Genomic DNA, 14,729 nt, shown 5'->3' on the forward strand with positions numbered 1-14,729 from the left:
TTACCCACCTCATCGTCCCCGGCCGGCCGGCCACGACATCGCTCAGTGCTCCACTTTCTCACCCGCGCCCGAAGGGCCGGTGTTTTGCGGTCCGGTGTCCACCGCGGGGTCACTCGGCTGCACCGGATCGCCGCTCTCCGCGACCGGCTGGGCGGGATCGGCCTCCTCGACCGTACCGGCGGCGTCACGCCGCGCCGCAGCACGCTTGCGCTGGCTGTACATCCTGACACCGGCGAGGACCAGAAGCAGCACGCCCCCGGCAATGACGAGCATCACCGTCGACGTGATCTCGGAGACCTTGACGGTGAACTTCATGGCGGCGCCGTAGCGCCGGCCGTCCTCCGTGTACAACTGGGCCTCGACGGGAACGGGCCCGTTCGCGTTGGCGGAGGCCGTGAACTTCACGGACTGGCTGTGACCGCCTTCGATCCGGACCGGAAGCTCGGCGACGGCTCCGCCGCCGTTGAGCTTCAGACGGGTCGGCTTGGTCGACGTCAGCCTCAGCACGAGGTGGTCGACCCCTTGCACCAGCTTGTTCTGCACGGTCACCGGGATCGTGGCACTACGCCCCGAGAGGGTCAGATCCGACTTGTCGATCAGCTTCACCTCGTCGGTGAGGCTCTCCAGGTGGGCCTGTACACCTCTGCCGTACTCGACGGCCTCTTGGGGCCGGCCCCGCCACGACGTGGACATCTCCCGCTTGATCGCGTTTCCGAACGGAGTGACGACGCGGTAGGCGGCGGTGAGGATGACCTGGAAGTTCTCCAGGTCGTTCTGCGTGTTCCGCACCTGCTGGAACACCGTCTCCGGCAGTTCGCGCCGACTGAGCGCCCTGGGGTACTTCCCTGTGGACGGCACGCTCGTCGTCGCCTTGGGATCGGGCTTCGCGGCCGTGGCGGTGATCAGGTCCGAGGACTGCGACCAGCGTTCGGAACCCAGGGTCCGCAGGGCGCTCGCCATGGACTCCGCCTGGGAGGCCGTCGGCATCCGCTGAGGGGCGACGACGATGCTGCGGCCGGTGTCCGGCCGTTCGTGGGTGACGGCGAGGGTGTGCGCGAGGAACCTCTGGATCGCCGCCGTGGAACCGTCCACACGGGACATGTCGCCTTCGAAGGCGGTGGACAGCACCGCGTCGGAGACGACGGCGGTCGTTCCGCCACCGATCGGGCGGGCCGCGTTCGGGGTGTACGGGAGGCGTTCACGCATGCTGTCGCTGCGGGCGATCACCCTGTCGGCCCCGGCCGAGGTCGCCACATCGACGATCGACGGATCGACGGCTCCATCGGCGGGCCAGGCGTACTCGGCGGACGGTTTCACGTGGAGGATCGTCTCCACCGTCGACTCGGCCAACTGCGTCGCCGGACGCAGGTGGCTCAGGGAACCCGAGACGCGCCTGCCGCGGTGCGCGAGCGATGCCAGATCGGGGTCGCCGTACGGAAGCGCGATCACCTTGTCGCCCCGCACGGCTTCGCCCAGGGAGTTCAGCCACTGCTTGGCGACGGCCTGGTTCCTGCCCGCGACGGTGGTGTCCTCGTTCCTGACCCGGTAGTCGTCGGTCATCGCCTCGGCGGTGGCCAGCAGGTCCGGGTCGATGACCCAGGTGACGGGCAGTTCCGCCCCGAGGGCGACCATCCGCTCCAGTCGGCCGCCGGGCGCCAGCTCCGCCGCGAGGTCGTCGCTCTCGAGTACCGGCGTCTGCTGGTCGTCGGAGCCCGTCTCGGCGGAAAGGCGCGGCGAGGAGATCAGTGGCCACAGGACGGTGATCTGCGTCCGGGTCTTCACGGCGGCCGGCTGCCAGGGCAGGAAGGTCCGGTCGATGCCCAGTACCCGGTCGTACGGCTCACTCGGGGTGCGCCCGGAGAGGGAGACGCCCAGCTGGTACACGCCGGGGTCGTCGAGGCCGAGCTTGTCGACCGGTACGGTCAGGGTGAACTCGCGGCTGGTGCCGGACGGGATCTCGGGGATCTCCACGAGGTAGGCGCCCCCCAGCGGCTTGCCGTCCCTGCCCTGGGAGAAGCCGACGCGTCGTGCGGCGTCCTCGATCGCGCCGCGGCTGGAGAGCCGCGCACCGAGGCGCACGTCGACCTGCGCCCGGCTCACTGTCTCCTTGCCCGTGTTGGTCACCGTGCCGCTCAGCGCGAGGGTGTCCCCCTTCACCGGCGCGCTCGGCGCGAGGGTGTCCAAGGACACGGAGACACTGCGGGCCGCCGCGGTCGTCACGGCGGTGGCCGGTACCGCCGCGGCGGACGGGAGGGGCAGGTGCACGAGGCCGGCCAGGAGGAGGGCGGCGACGACTGCGGCCGCCCGCCGCAGCCAGCGGCGGGCAGGGGAGGGATCGATGCCCTGGAAGTCTGCCGCCTCGGCCACGCGCTTGTCCGTCCCTCATCGTCTGGTGCCGTCGGTTCCTGCCCTTGCGTCCAGGCATGGTAACGAGATGCGGCGCGGCACAGTGCTGCGGAGTGGCCACGCCTCCCAGGAGGGCGGTGCGCGGGAAATCCGGGCGGCCGCCCGGAGCGGGGCCACGTACCCTGTTCTGTTGTGCCGAACGCCAACGAAGACAACCCGACTGCCCTGAGCCAGGTGCAACGCCGCGCGGTCAGTGAGCTGCTGCGCGTGTCACCGGTCGCCGACGACCTCGCCCGCCGTTTCCAGGAGGCGGGGTTCAGCCTCGCCCTGGTCGGTGGTTCGGTACGGGACGCTCTGCTCGGCAGGCTCGGCAATGACCTCGACTTCACCACCGATGCCCGTCCCGAGGACGTACTCAAGATCGTTCGGCCTTGGGCCGAGGCGGTGTGGGAGGTCGGAATCGCGTTCGGCACCGTGGGGGCCCAGAAGGGCGGCTACCAGATCGAGGTGACGACGTACCGCTCCGAGGCGTACGACCGCACCTCGCGCAAACCGGAGGTGTCCTACGGTGACTCGATCGAGGAGGACCTCGTACGCAGGGACTTCACCGTCAACGCGATGGCCGTCGCCCTGCCTGAGAAGGAGTTCATCGATCCCCACGGTGGACTGGAGGATCTTGCCGCGCGGGTGCTCCGCACCCCCGGCACTCCGGAGGCATCCTTCTCCGACGACCCCCTGCGAATGATGCGTGCGGCACGCTTCGCCGCTCAGCTGGACTTCGAGGTGGTCCCCGAGGTCGTCACCGCGATGGGCGAGATGGCCGCGCGACTCGGCATCGTCTCCATGGAACGGGTGCGGGACGAGCTGAACAAGCTGATCCTTTCCGCGCACCCCCGCAAGGGTCTGGCGCTGCTCGTGGACACCGGTCTCGCCGAGCACGTGCTGCCCGAGTTGCCCGCCTTGCGCCTGGAGAGCGACGAGCACCACCGGCACAAGGACGTGTACGAGCACTCGCTCACCGTGCTGGAGCAGGCGGTCGCCTTGGAGGAAGAGGGCCCCGACCTCGTACTGCGGCTGGCAGCGCTCCTGCACGACATCGGCAAGCCGCGCACGCGGCGCTTCGAGCCGGACGGCCGGGTCTCCTTCCACCACCACGAGGTGGTCGGTGCCAAGATGACCAAGAAGCGCCTGGCCGCGCTGAAGTACTCCAACGAGACGGTCAGGGACGTGTCGCGGCTGGTGGAGTTGCACCTGCGCTTCCACGGATACGGCACCGGGGAGTGGACCGACTCCGCCGTCCGGCGCTACGTCCGCGACGCGGGGCCCCTACTGGACCGGCTTCACAAGCTGACCCGCTCCGATTGCACGACCCGGAACAAGCGCAAGGCGAGCGCGTTGTCCCGGGCCTACGACGGTCTGGAGGAGCGCATCGCCCAGCTTCAGGAGCAGGAGGAGCTGGACGCGATCCGCCCGGACCTGGACGGCAACCAGATCCAGGAGGTCCTCGGTGTCCGCCCCGGGCCCGCCGTGGGACAGGCATACAGGTTCCTCCTGGAGCTCCGGTTGGAGAACGGCCCGATGGGGCACGACGCGGCCGTCGCCGCACTGAAGGAGTGGTGGGCCCGGCAGTGACCCGGCTCGCGCGTTTCACGTGAAACGCGCGAGTGGCTCAGAGTGGCGTTTCACGTGAAACGCCACCCTGCGTCGTTCCGCCGGCGGAGGAGTGCCAGTGCGCAGAGTGCGTACAGGCCGGCGACGACGAGGATGAGCAGGGCGGAGCGCCCGTCCGGCGGTAGGACCAGGGAGGCCGCTCCGGCAGCGGCGACGAAGGCGACGTTGAAGAGCATGTCGTAGAGGGAGAAGATCCGTCCCCGGTAGGCGTCGTCGACCGTCCTCTGGACGACCGTGTCAGTGGAGATCTTGATCGCCTGAGTGGTGAAGCCGAGGACGAAGACGGCCGTCATCGTGGTCGCCGGTGCGAACAGGAGCCCCAGGACCGGTTCCAGTACGGCGGCCGCTCCGGCGCACAGGGCCATCCAGCCGCCCACCCCCGCCCTCGCCGTCGCCCAGGGGGTGACCACCGCCGCGGTGAGGAACCCCGCACCGGAGAGGACGACCACGAGTCCCAGCAGAGCCAGTCCACCGGACTCGGTGGACGTCCAGGCGTACCGGCTGAGCATCAGCACCATCACGGTCAGCCCTCCGTAGCAGAACCGGGTGAGGGCCATCGCGGTCAGCGCCCGGGCGGCGGGCCGACGCTCCGACAGATGGCGCAGCCCGCTCCGCAGCCCGCGGGCGGTCGACACCAGCGCCGCGCCGATCCGTGACGGGGCTCCCGGATCCGGTCCGAGGAGTCCCGGGCCCATACGGAGACAGGCCAGCGCCGACAGGAGGTAGAGCGCGGCGCCCAGGAGGACGACGACGGCATCGGTGGAGGCCAGCCGCACGAGGAAGGCCAGCCCGCCGCCGACGGTGGCGGCCAGGGTGCCCGCGGTCGGGGAGAGGGAGTTGGCGATCACCAGGCGGTCCCCGTCGACGACCCGCGGCAGGGAGGCGGAGAGCCCCGCCAGGACGAAGCGGTTGACGGCGGTCACGGAGAGGGCGGAGACGTAGAAGGTCCAGCCGGGTACCGGAGCCAGGATCAGCAGCGCGGTACCCGCGGCCAGGAGCGCCCGGAGGAGGTTGCCGTAGAGCAGCACCTGGCGGCGGCGCCAGCGATCGAGCAGTACGCCGGCGAACGGACCGACCAGGGAGTACGGGAGCAGCAGGACCGCCATGGCGGAGGCGATCGCGGCGGGCGACGCCTGCCGCTCCGGTGAGAAGACCACGTACGCGGCCAGCGCGACCTGGTAGACGCCGTCGGCTCCCTGGGAGAGGAGCCGCACGGCGAGGAGGCGGCGGAAGTTCGTCAGGCGCAGGAGTACGCGCAGATCACGTACGACGGGCATGACGGCAAGCCTCACACACGGGTGAGGCCCCCGGACATACGCCGCGGGGGCCTCAGCACCTGGGGGACGGAGCCGTTCCTAGCGCTCGACCTCGCCCTTGATGAACTTCTCGACGTTCTCGCGGGCCTGGTCGTCGAAGTACTGCACCGGCGGGGACTTCATGAAGTACGAGGACGCGGAGAGGATCGGGCCGCCGATGCCGCGATCCTTGGCGATCTTCGCGGCGCGCAGGGCGTCGATGATGACACCCGCCGAGTTCGGGGAGTCCCACACCTCGAGCTTGTACTCGAGGCTCAGGGGCACGTCGCCGAAGGCGCGGCCCTCGAGACGCACGTAGGCCCACTTGCGGTCGTCGAGCCAGGCCACATAGTCGGACGGGCCGATGTGGACGTTGCGCTCGCCCATGTCCCGGTCGGGGATCTGGGAGGTGACGGCCTGCGTCTTGGAGATCTTCTTGGACTCCAGCCGGTCGCGCTCCAGCATGTTCTTGAAGTCCATGTTGCCGCCGACGTTCAGCTGCATCGTGCGGTCCAGGATGACGCCGCGGTCCTCGAACAGCTTCGCCATGACGCGGTGGGTGATGGTGGCACCCACCTGCGACTTGATGTCGTCACCGACGATCGGCACACCGGCCTCGGTGAACTTGTCGGCCCACTCCTTGGTGCCGGCGATGAAGACCGGGAGGGCGTTGACGAAGGCGACCTTGGCGTCGATGGCGCACTGCGCGTAGAACTTCGCCGCGTCCTCGGAACCGACCGGCAGGTAGCAGACGAGGACGTCCACCTGCTTGTCCTTGAGGACCTGGACGACGTCGACCGGCTCCTCGGCGGACTCCTCGATGGTCAGGCGGTAGTACTTGCCGAGACCGTCCAGGGTGTGGCCGCGCTGGACCGTCACGCCGGTGGTCGGCACGTCGCAGATCTTGATGGTGTTGTTCTCGCTTGCGCCGATGGCGTCGGCGAGGTCGAGACCCACCTTCTTCGCGTCCACGTCGAAAGCCGCGACGAACTCGATGTCCCGCACGTGGTAGTCGCCGAACTGGACGTGCATCAGCCCCGGCACCTTGCCCGCCGGGTCGGCGTCCTTGTAGTACTCGACGCCCTGCACCAGCGAGGCGGCGCAGTTGCCCACGCCGACGATGGCTACGCGAACCGAACCCATTCCGGTTGCTCCCTGTTTGTTCTCGACGAAACCCTGCGGTGCGCAGGGCTTCACTTGGTGGTGTCGTCGGACGGATCCGGCCGGGTACCGCCCCCGTGCCGGGGCAGGCCGCCCGTTTCTCCAGATCTCTTGTTCTGCTCCACGGGGTCCGCCGGCGTTTCCGGACCGGACCGTCGCTGGTCCCGGCCCGCGCGCTCGCTCTCGATGAGCTCGTTCAGCCAGCGCACCTCACGCTCCACGGATTCCATGCCGTGCCGTTGGAGTTCGAGCGTGTAGTCGTCCAGACGCTCGCGGGTGCGTGCCAGGGAGGCGCGCATCTTCTCCAGCCGCTCCTCAAGGCGGCTGCGGCGGCCTTCCAGTACCCGCATCCGCACTTCGCGCTCCGTCTGGCCGAAGAAGGCGAAGCGGGCCGCGAAGTGCTCGTCCTCCCAGGAGTCCGGTCCCGTGTGGGACAGGAGCTCCTCGAAGTGCTCCTTACCTTCGGCGGTCAACCGGTAGACGATCTTCGCGCGTCGCCCTGCGAGGGAGGCGGCGAGGGCGTCCTCGGGGGCACTGCCCGGCTCCTCGACCAGCCAGCCGTTTGCGACCAGGGTTTTGAGGCAGGGGTAGAGGGTGCCGTAGCTGAAGGCGCGGAAGATGCCCAGCGAGGTGTTGAGCCGCTTGCGCAGTTCGTACCCGTGCATCGGGGCTTCTCGGAGCAGACCGAGGACGGCGAACTCCAGGATGCCGGAGCGTCTGCTCACCAGCCGCTTCCTCTCCATGCCGCTCGTTATGCCGCCCTGATGTATCGGCTCGATACATCATGACGATAGAACGGCGGTTCCATGCCGACAAGTGGAACAGCCGTGAACGGCGTCACATCGGTGATTCGCTGTAGGCGAGTTGCCAGGTATGGGGCGGATTCCGGCTCAAAAAGGGGTTTTGGCCGTGCGTAGTCTGTGCGGCATGCGTACCACCGGGAACCGCGCGAGGGCGGGGGAACGTCCCCGTCGCGGGTGCATNGGGGGCGGGCCCGGCGGGCCCGGCCGATCCATTTCGGGGGACCGGAACTCAGCTGCCGCTTCCAGGCGTAAGCGCCTGCCCGAGGAGTAGTCGTTCGATGAGCGAGCACCGTCGTAAACCGCCGCAGCCGCAGGGCGGCCGTGCCGCGGCCCGGCGCGCCGCCCAGCAGCCCGGCCGCCGGCCGGCGCCGGCGCGGGACGTCAGTACAGGATCCCCTTCCGACCCGTACGGCGAGGAGCGGCCCCACGGCGGGCGCGCCGAAGCGCGCCGGGCCGCCCAGCGCGCCGGTACCGCGGNCGCTCCGCCGGGGGCGCGGGCGGTGCGGGCGGACCCGGCGGCGGGCGCCGCGGTACCGGCGGTCCCGGCGGCCGGGGCTCCGGTGGGGGCCGGCCGGGCAGGAAGCGGCTGATCGACTACCCCCGGCACGACAGGTACGGCTGGCGCCGCTGGGTCCCGTCCTGGAAGCTCGTGGCGGGCCTCTGCCTCGGCTTCGTCGCCTCGATGATGGGTGCCGCGACCATCGCGTACGCGACGGTGAAGCTGCCGGACCAGGCCAAGGCGGCCACAGCCGAGAACAACGTCTACTACTGGGCGGACGGCTCGCAGATGGCCGCCACGGGCGGTGAGGTCAACCGCCAGATCATCGACTACAGCGAGATCCCCATGGCGATCCAGGACGCCGTGGTCTCCGCCGAGAACAAGACCTTCTGGAAGGACGCCGGCATCGACCCGATGGGCATCGGCCGGGCCCTGTTCAACATGGCCACCGGCGGGCAGACCCAGGGCGGCTCGACCATCACCCAGCAGTACGTCAAGAACAACCGGCTGAACGACCAGTCCCAGACGCTGGAGCGGAAGCTCCAGGAGCTGTTCATCTCCATCCGGGTCAACAACGAGTTGACCAAGAAGGAGATCATGGCCGGCTACCTGAACACCTCGTACTTCGGGCGGGGCGCCTACGGCATCCAGGCGGCCGCGCGCACGTACTTCGGCAAGGACGCCAGCCAGCTCGACGAGAGCCAGTGCGCGTTCCTCGCGTCGCTGCTGAAGGGCTCCACGTACTACGACCCGGCCGGCGCGCCCGAAATCGACCCCAAGGCGACCGCCGAGGCCAACACCAAGCGCGTGACGGAGCGCTGGAGCTGGATCCTCGACGAGATGGTGAAGGACGGGAAGCTGTCCGCCGCCAGGCGGGCGTCCTTCACCGCCCTCCCCGGGGACCTCAAGCCGCCGCAGAAGCAGGCGAAGCTCGGCGGGCAGGTCGGCTACCTCGTCGACCTCGCCAAGGCGTACTTCATCAACAACAACGACCACGGCATCACCGCCGAGGACCTGTCCCTGGGCGGCTACGAGATCAGGACGACCTTCGACAAGAAGAGGGTCGAGGCCCTCGACAAGACCATCAAGAAGGTCTACGAGGAGAGCATCGACCCGGAGAAGCGTCCCGAGACGGACACCCACGTCCAGTTCGGCGGCGCCTCCGTCGACCCGGAGACGGGTGCCATCGTCGCCATCTACGGCGGCACCGACGCGACCAAGCACTTCACCAACAACGCCGACCAGACCGGCGCCCAGGTCGGCTCGACGTTCAAGCCGTTCGTCCTCGCCGCGGGCATGAAGTACGGCGTCCGGGACCCCCGCAAGGGCCCGGAGCAGGGCCCCGAGGACCGTACGCCGATCGACCCCGACACGGCGATCTACAACGGCAAGAACAAGCTGAAGATCCGCCAGTACAACGGCAGCATCTGGAAGGACGAGAACGACAGGGAGTGGCTCCAGGTCAACGACAACGACGAGAGCTACCCGGACATCAACCTGCGCGAGGCGATGATCCACTCCGCCAACTCGCCGTTCGTCCAGCTCGGCATGGACATCGGCATCAAGGAGGTCCGGAAGACCGCGATCGAGGCGGGCCTCCTGGAGAGCAGCCTCGCCAAGGGCAACGTGCCGTCGTTCTCCATCGGCACCTCCGACCCGAGCGCCATCCGCATGGCCTCCGCCTACGCGACCTTCGCGTCCAACGGCGAGCAGCGCGACCCGTACTCCGTGACCGAGGTCAAGAAGAAGGGCGCGGTGATCTACAAGCACGAGGACAGGCCGCGCCGCGCCTTCTCGACCGCCGTCAGCAGCAACGTCACCGATGTGCTGGTCGACGTCGTCGAGAAGGGCACCGGGAAGAAGGCCCGCCTCCCGGACCGGCCCGCGGCCGGCAAGACCGGTACCACGGACGGCAACAAGTCGGCCTGGTTCGTCGGCTACACCCCGCAGCTGGTGACGGCGATCGACATGTACCGCCTGGACGACGACGCCTCCAACAAGGACCGCAAGTTCGAGGAGATGTTCGGCACCGGCGGCCGTAAGAAGGTCCACGGCTCCTCCTTCCCGTCCGAGATCTGGAAGGCGTACATGACCGAGGCCCACAAGGGCATGCCGGTCGAGCGGTTCCCGGCGCCGGAGGACCTGAGCGCCCAGCCCGTGTACGGCGGCGGAGCCGAGAGCCCCGAGCCGACGCCGACCGACGAGCCGTCGCAGTCCCCGACCCCGAAGCCCACTCCGACGCCTACCACCCCGACGCCGAGCCCGTCCGAGAAGCCCGAGAAGCCGGGCAAGAGCTGCGGCCCGCTCGACTGGGACTGCGACCCCGAGTCGGGCGGCACCACCGAGGGCGGCACCACCGAGGGCGGCGCCGACAGCGGCGGTACGACCGGGAGCGACGGCGGTGTCACCGAGGGCGGCACCACGGAAGGCGGCGAGACGAGCCCCTCGCCGCCGGACGACGGCAACGGCAACGGGAACGGCAGCGGCAGCGGCGGAGGCGGAGGCTCGGGCGGCTGGTTCGGCGGAGTCGACGGCTAGCGGAGCCGCTCCCGCCGGAACGCCGGCCACAGGACCGGCCGAGGGCCGCCGCACCCGCACGCGCGTACGTGCCGGGCGCGGCGGCCCTCGACGCGTTCCGGGCCCCGTGCGGCAGGATGTCCCCCATGCCGAGCCCACGGAAGACGAGCGTCCCCCACGACCGGCGGCCCGTCGTGTGCCCCACGCGCCAGGACGGGGTCGCCGCCGCGGGCAGCGAGGTGATCGGCGGTCCCGTCGGCCGCCGCGCCCGGCTCGGTGTCGACGTCCTCACGCCCGTACGGGTCGTCGCGCTCGTCGCGATCGGCGTGTTCGCGCTGGGCATGGTGCAGAAGCTGCCCTGCTACAACTGGGCCTGGTTCCGCGGCGCCGCCTCCCAGTACACCCACGCCTGCTACTCCGACATCCCGCACCTGTTCGTGGCGCGCGGTTTCTCCGAGGGGCTCATCCCCTACGCCGACCGGTTCCCCGGCGACATGCAGTACCTGGAGTACCCGGTGCTCACCGGCCTCTTCATGCAGGTCGCGGCGTGGCTCACGCCCGGCGGCGGCAGCCTGCAGCACCGGGAGCAGATGTACTGGGCGGTCAACGCGGGCATGCTGCTCGTCTGTGCCGCGGTGATCGCCGTGTGCGTCGCGAGGACGCACCGGCGGCGCCCCTGGGACGCCCTGCCGGTCGCCCTCGCGCCGGCCTTCGCGCTGACCGCCACCATCAACTGGGACCTGCTCGCCATCGCCCTGACCGCCGCGGCGATGCTCATGTGGAGCCGGGGGCGCGCCCTGGCCTTCGGTGTGCTGCTGGGGCTCGCCACGGCCGCGAAGCTCTACCCCTTCCTGCTGCTCGGGCCGCTCCTGGTGCTGTGCTGGCGGGCCGGGAGGTGGCGGGAGTTCGCCGCGGCCCTGCTGGGCTCCGCGGGCGCGTGGCTCGTGGTGAACCTGCCCGTCATGGTGCTCGCGCCGGAGGGCTGGAAGCGGTTCTACGTCTTCAGCCAGGAGAGGAACGTCGACTTCGGCTCCTTCTGGCTGATCCTCACCCAGCGTTTCGACCTCAGCCCGCCGATCGAGACGGTCAACACGTCCGCGAGCGTGCTGATGATCCTGGCGTGCGCCGGGATCGCCGCGCTGGCGCTGGCCGCACCGCGCCGCCCGCGGTTCGCGCAGCTCGCCTTCCTGGTCGTGGCGGCTTTCATCCTGACCAACAAGGTCTACTCACCGCAGTACGTGCTGTGGCTGATCCCCCTGGCGGCGCTGGCCCGGCCGCGCTGGCGGAGCTTCCTCGTGTGGCAGGCGTGCGAGGTGGCGTACTTCCTCGGCATCTGGATGTACCTCGTGTACGTCACGACGGAGCACAAGCAGGGCCTGCCGCAGGACGGCTACCACCTCGCGATCCTCCTGCACCTGGCCGGGACGCTGTACCTGTGCGCCCTGGTCGTGCGGGACGCCCTGCGGCCCGAGCTGGACCCCGTCCGGCAGGACGGCTCGGACGACCCGTCCGGGGGCGTCCTGGACGGCGCCGAGGACGTCTTCGCGGTCGGCCGGGCCGCTCGTGCGGGGCGGCGGACGGACGCCGCCGCCGGGCACCCGGCGCCCGGCGGCACGGCCCGCGCGGCCTCCTAGCGGTCGACGAGCCGGTCGTACTGGGTCGTGGTGTGCCGCAGGTGGGCGACCAGCTCGTCGCCGACCTTGGGCTCCTGCGCGTCCGCCGGGACGAACAGGATCGACACCTGCATGTGCGGCGGCTCCGCGAACCAGCGCTGCTTGCCCGCCCACACGAACGGGGAGAGGTTCCGGTTGACCGTGGCCAGGCCGGCGCGGGCGACGCCCTTGGCCCGCGGCATCACGCCGTGCATGGCCTTGGGGGCCTCCAGCCCCACTCCGTGCGAGGTGCCGCCGGCGACGACCACCAGCCAGCCGTCGGACGCCACCCGCTGCTGCCGGTAGCCGAAGCGGTCGCCCCGGGCGACGCGGGTGACGTCCAGGACGGCGCCCCGGTACTCCGTCGCCTCGTGGTCGCCCAGCCACAGCCGGGTGCCGATGCGGACGCGGAACCGGGTCTGCGGGAACTGCTGCCGCAGGCGGGCCAGCTCCTCCGCGCCCAGGTGGCTGACGAACATCGTGTGCAGCGGCAGCCCGGCGGCCCGCAGCCGGTCCATCCAGCCGATGACCTCCTCGACGGCGTCCGATCCCCCCGCGCGGTCCAGCGGCAGGTGCAGGGCGAACCCCTCCAGGCGGACGTCCTCGATGGCGGCGCGCAGCCGGGCCAGCTCGTGCTCGCCGATGCCGTGCCGCTTCATCGAGCTCATGCACTCGATGACGACGCGGGCACCGACCAGGGCGTGCACGCCGTCCACGGACGACACGGACCGGATCACCCGGTCCGGCAGCGGCACCGGTTCCTCGCCCCGGCGGAACGGCGTCAGCACCAGCAGGTCGCCGCCGAACCAGTCCTTCATGCGGGCCGCCTCGTAGGTGGTGCCGACGGCGAGCATGTCGGCGCCGAAGCGGTTCACTTCTTCCGCGAGGCGCTCGTGGCCGAAACCGTAGCCGTTGCCCTTGCAGACCGGGACGAGTCCGGGGAACTGGTCGATCACGGACTTCTGGTGCGCCCGCCAGCGAGCGGTGTCGACGTACAGGGTGAGCGCCATGGCCGGTCCGGACCCTTCTGTGGCTGTGGTCGAGGTGAACGAGGTGTGCGGGACGTGTACGAGCGTACGGAACCGCGGCTTCAGCGGCGCGACATGTAGATGTCCAGGGCCTTGTGCAGCAGCTTGTTCAGCGGGAAGTCCCACTCGCCGATGTACTCGACGGCCTCGCCGCCCGTGCCCACCTTGAACTGGATCAGCCCGAAGAGGTGGTCGCTCTCGTCGAGCGAGTCCGAGATGCCGCGCAGGTCGTACACGGTCGCACCCATGGCGTAGGCGTCGCGCAGCATGCGCCACTGCATGGCGTTCGACGGGCGGACCTCGCGGCCGATGTTGTCGGAGGCTCCGTAGGAGTACCAGACGTGGCCGCCGACCACGAGCATCGTCGCGGCGGAGAGATTCACGCCGTTGTGCCGCGCGAAGTAGAGGCGCATGCGGTTGGGGTCCTCGTTGTTGAGGACGGTCCACATGCGCTGGAAGTACGACAGCGGACGCGGCCGGAAGCGGTCCCGGACGGCCGTGATCTCGTACAGCCGCTGCCACTCGGGCAGGTCCTCGTAGCCGCCCTGGACGACCTCGACACCGGCCTTCTCGGCCTTCTTGATGTTCCGCCGCCACAGCTGGTTGAAGCCCTTGAGCACGTCGTCCAGGGAGCGGTTGGCCAGCGGCACCTGGAAGACGTAGCGGGGCTGGACGTCACCGAAGCCGGCGCCGCCGTCCTCGCCCTGCTGCCAGCCCATCCTGCGCAACCGGTCCGACACCTCGAAGGCACGCGGCTCGATGTGCGTCGCCTCGACGTCGCGCAGACGCTTGACGTCGGGGTCCTGGATGCCCGCCTTGATCGCCGACGCGTCCCAGCGGCGGATCACGACGGGCGGCCCCATCTTGACCGAGAAGGCGCCCTGGTGCTTGAGGTGCTGGAGCATCGGCCGGAGCCAGTCGTCCAGGTTCGGTGCGTACCAGTTGATCACCGGCCCCTCGGGCAGGTAGGCGAGGTACCGCTTGATCTTCGGGAGCTGGCGGTACAGCACCAGGCCCACGCCGACCAGCTGGCCGTCCCGGTCGAACCAGCCCAGGTTCTCCGAGCGCCACTCGGTCTTGACGTCGGCCCACGCCGGAACCTGGCAGTGACTCGCCGCCGGAAGGCTCTGGACGTACGCCAGATGCTGCTCTCGGCTGATGGTCCTCAGGGTCAGGCTCATGCGGGGCGCTCCTCGGCAGGTGTGTCCCCCGTCGGTCCAGGGGTTCCAGCTCTCGCGCCGAAGCCTACTGGCACGGGGGAGCGCCCCGGCCGGGCCTGCACCGGGAGGCGCTAGCCGATCACACCGCCGAACAGACCGCCGCGGGCCATTCCGAGGAAGAACCCGACCGCCGCCGCGCCCAGCCCGATGATCAGGAACGTCCGCTCCCGGGTGGTCTCGGAGACGTACTGGCCGTAGGCGCCCGTGACGACGCCGATGAGGCCGGCCCAGGAGGCGAGCAGGTGGAGGTCGCGGAACTGGGCCGTGATGAAGGCGAGCGCGCCCAGCACCAGGGTCACGGCCATCAGGGTGTCCTGGAGCGGGTGGGGCTTGCCGTCCGTGGCGAGGAGGGAAGAGGGGCGGTGACGCTGGAATGCCTGAGCCATGGAGCACCTCCCGGGTCGTCGGAGGGCGGCGTACCGTGGCGCCGCCCGCACCCGATGCGTACAGGTTGCGTCCTCCCGCCACCGGATTTCAACCGGAAGCCGTCCTGCGGGTACTGTGTACGGTCTGCACCGGTGTCTGTCCATGCCCGGA

Annotated in this window: 9 protein-coding genes and 2 pseudogenes; 4 read left to right on the plus strand and 7 right to left on the minus strand. The window is 70.1% G+C overall.

Going from position 1 to position 14,729, the window contains the following annotated elements; genetic code table 11:
• Positions 1–42 precede the first annotated feature (42 nt).
• Positions 43–2,367, minus strand: coding sequence for a DUF6049 family protein (locus tag MW084_RS14045; protein WP_010467819.1), 2,325 nt, complete (start codon positions 2,365–2,367; stop codon positions 43–45).
• A gap of 171 nt (positions 2,368–2,538) precedes the next feature.
• On the opposite strand from MW084_RS14045, the gene MW084_RS14050 reads away from it, so the two are divergent.
• Positions 2,539–3,978: a CCA tRNA nucleotidyltransferase gene (locus MW084_RS14050; RefSeq protein ID WP_029553214.1), complete on the plus strand. Its 1,440-nt coding sequence runs from the start codon at positions 2,539–2,541 to the stop codon at positions 3,976–3,978.
• Positions 3,979–4,028: 50 nt separating this feature from the next.
• Here MW084_RS14050 and MW084_RS14055 read toward each other — a convergent pair whose 3' ends face one another.
• From MW084_RS14055 to MW084_RS14065, 3 genes are all read right to left on the minus strand, one after another.
• Positions 4,029–5,294, minus strand: coding sequence for an MFS transporter (locus MW084_RS14055; protein ID WP_010467824.1), 1,266 nt, complete (start codon positions 5,292–5,294; stop codon positions 4,029–4,031).
• A 78-nt stretch (positions 5,295–5,372) separates the two neighbouring features.
• A complete protein-coding gene (locus MW084_RS14060) occupies positions 5,373–6,455 on the minus strand; it encodes an inositol-3-phosphate synthase (RefSeq protein WP_010467826.1) in 1,083 nt (360 codons plus the stop codon).
• Positions 6,456–6,505: 50 nt separating this feature from the next.
• Positions 6,506–7,198, minus strand: a complete 693-nt coding sequence (locus MW084_RS14065) for a PadR family transcriptional regulator (RefSeq protein ID WP_010467828.1) — start codon at positions 7,196–7,198, stop codon at positions 6,506–6,508.
• A gap of 356 nt (positions 7,199–7,554) precedes the next feature.
• Between MW084_RS14065 and MW084_RS14070 the strand changes: the two are divergent.
• From MW084_RS14070 to MW084_RS14080, 3 genes and pseudogenes are all read left to right on the plus strand, one after another.
• Positions 7,555–7,753 (plus strand): annotated as a pseudogene (locus tag MW084_RS14070) (hypothetical protein); the annotation flags it as partial.
• A 1-nt stretch (position 7,754) separates the two neighbouring features.
• Positions 7,755–10,313 (plus strand): annotated as a pseudogene (locus MW084_RS14075) (transglycosylase domain-containing protein); the annotation flags it as partial.
• A gap of 125 nt (positions 10,314–10,438) precedes the next feature.
• Positions 10,439–11,926: a glycosyltransferase family 87 protein gene (locus tag MW084_RS14080; protein ID WP_010467832.1), complete on the plus strand. Its 1,488-nt coding sequence runs from the start codon at positions 10,439–10,441 to the stop codon at positions 11,924–11,926.
• Here MW084_RS14080 and MW084_RS14085 read toward each other — a convergent pair.
• The 3 genes from MW084_RS14085 to MW084_RS14095 all read right to left on the minus strand — a co-directional run bounded on the left by MW084_RS14085 (position 11,923) and on the right by MW084_RS14095 (position 14,578).
• Positions 11,923–12,954 carry an alanine racemase gene (locus MW084_RS14085; protein WP_010467834.1) on the minus strand — a complete coding sequence of 344 codons (1,032 nt, stop codon included), beginning with the start codon at positions 12,952–12,954 and terminating at the stop codon, positions 11,923–11,925. The two genes, MW084_RS14080 and MW084_RS14085, sit on opposite strands and share 4 nt — an antisense overlap.
• Before the next feature lie 80 nt (positions 12,955–13,034).
• On the minus strand, positions 13,035–14,153 hold the full coding sequence (locus MW084_RS14090) for a lipid II:glycine glycyltransferase FemX (RefSeq protein ID WP_010467836.1): 1,119 nt from the start codon (positions 14,151–14,153) through the stop codon (positions 13,035–13,037).
• A gap of 110 nt (positions 14,154–14,263) precedes the next feature.
• Complete coding sequence (locus tag MW084_RS14095; protein ID WP_010467838.1) at positions 14,264–14,578, minus strand: hypothetical protein; 315 nt, start codon at positions 14,576–14,578, stop codon at positions 14,264–14,266.
• Positions 14,579–14,729: the final 151 nt, after the last annotated feature.

Origin of the sequence: Streptomyces sudanensis (assembly GCF_023614315.1) — a bacterium.
Classification (GTDB): Bacteria; Actinomycetota; Actinomycetes; order Streptomycetales; family Streptomycetaceae; genus Streptomyces; species Streptomyces sudanensis.

Excerpts from the sequence above, each read along its gene's own strand:
- MW084_RS14060 (WP_010467826.1), bottom strand. The coding sequence starts at position 6,455 with ATGGGTTCGGTTCGCGTAGCCATCGTCGGCGTGGGCAACTGCGCCGCC.
- MW084_RS14080 (WP_010467832.1), top strand. The coding sequence starts at position 10,439 with ATGCCGAGCCCACGGAAGACGAGCGTCCCCCACGACCGGCGGCCCGTC.
- MW084_RS14085 (WP_010467834.1), bottom strand. The coding sequence starts at position 12,954 with ATGGCGCTCACCCTGTACGTCGACACCGCTCGCTGGCGGGCGCACCAG.
- MW084_RS14090 (WP_010467836.1), bottom strand. The coding sequence starts at position 14,153 with ATGAGCCTGACCCTGAGGACCATCAGCCGAGAGCAGCATCTGGCGTAC.
- MW084_RS14095 (WP_010467838.1), bottom strand. The coding sequence starts at position 14,578 with ATGGCTCAGGCATTCCAGCGTCACCGCCCCTCTTCCCTCCTCGCCACG.
- MW084_RS14055 (WP_010467824.1), bottom strand. The coding sequence starts at position 5,294 with ATGCCCGTCGTACGTGATCTGCGCGTACTCCTGCGCCTGACGAACTTC.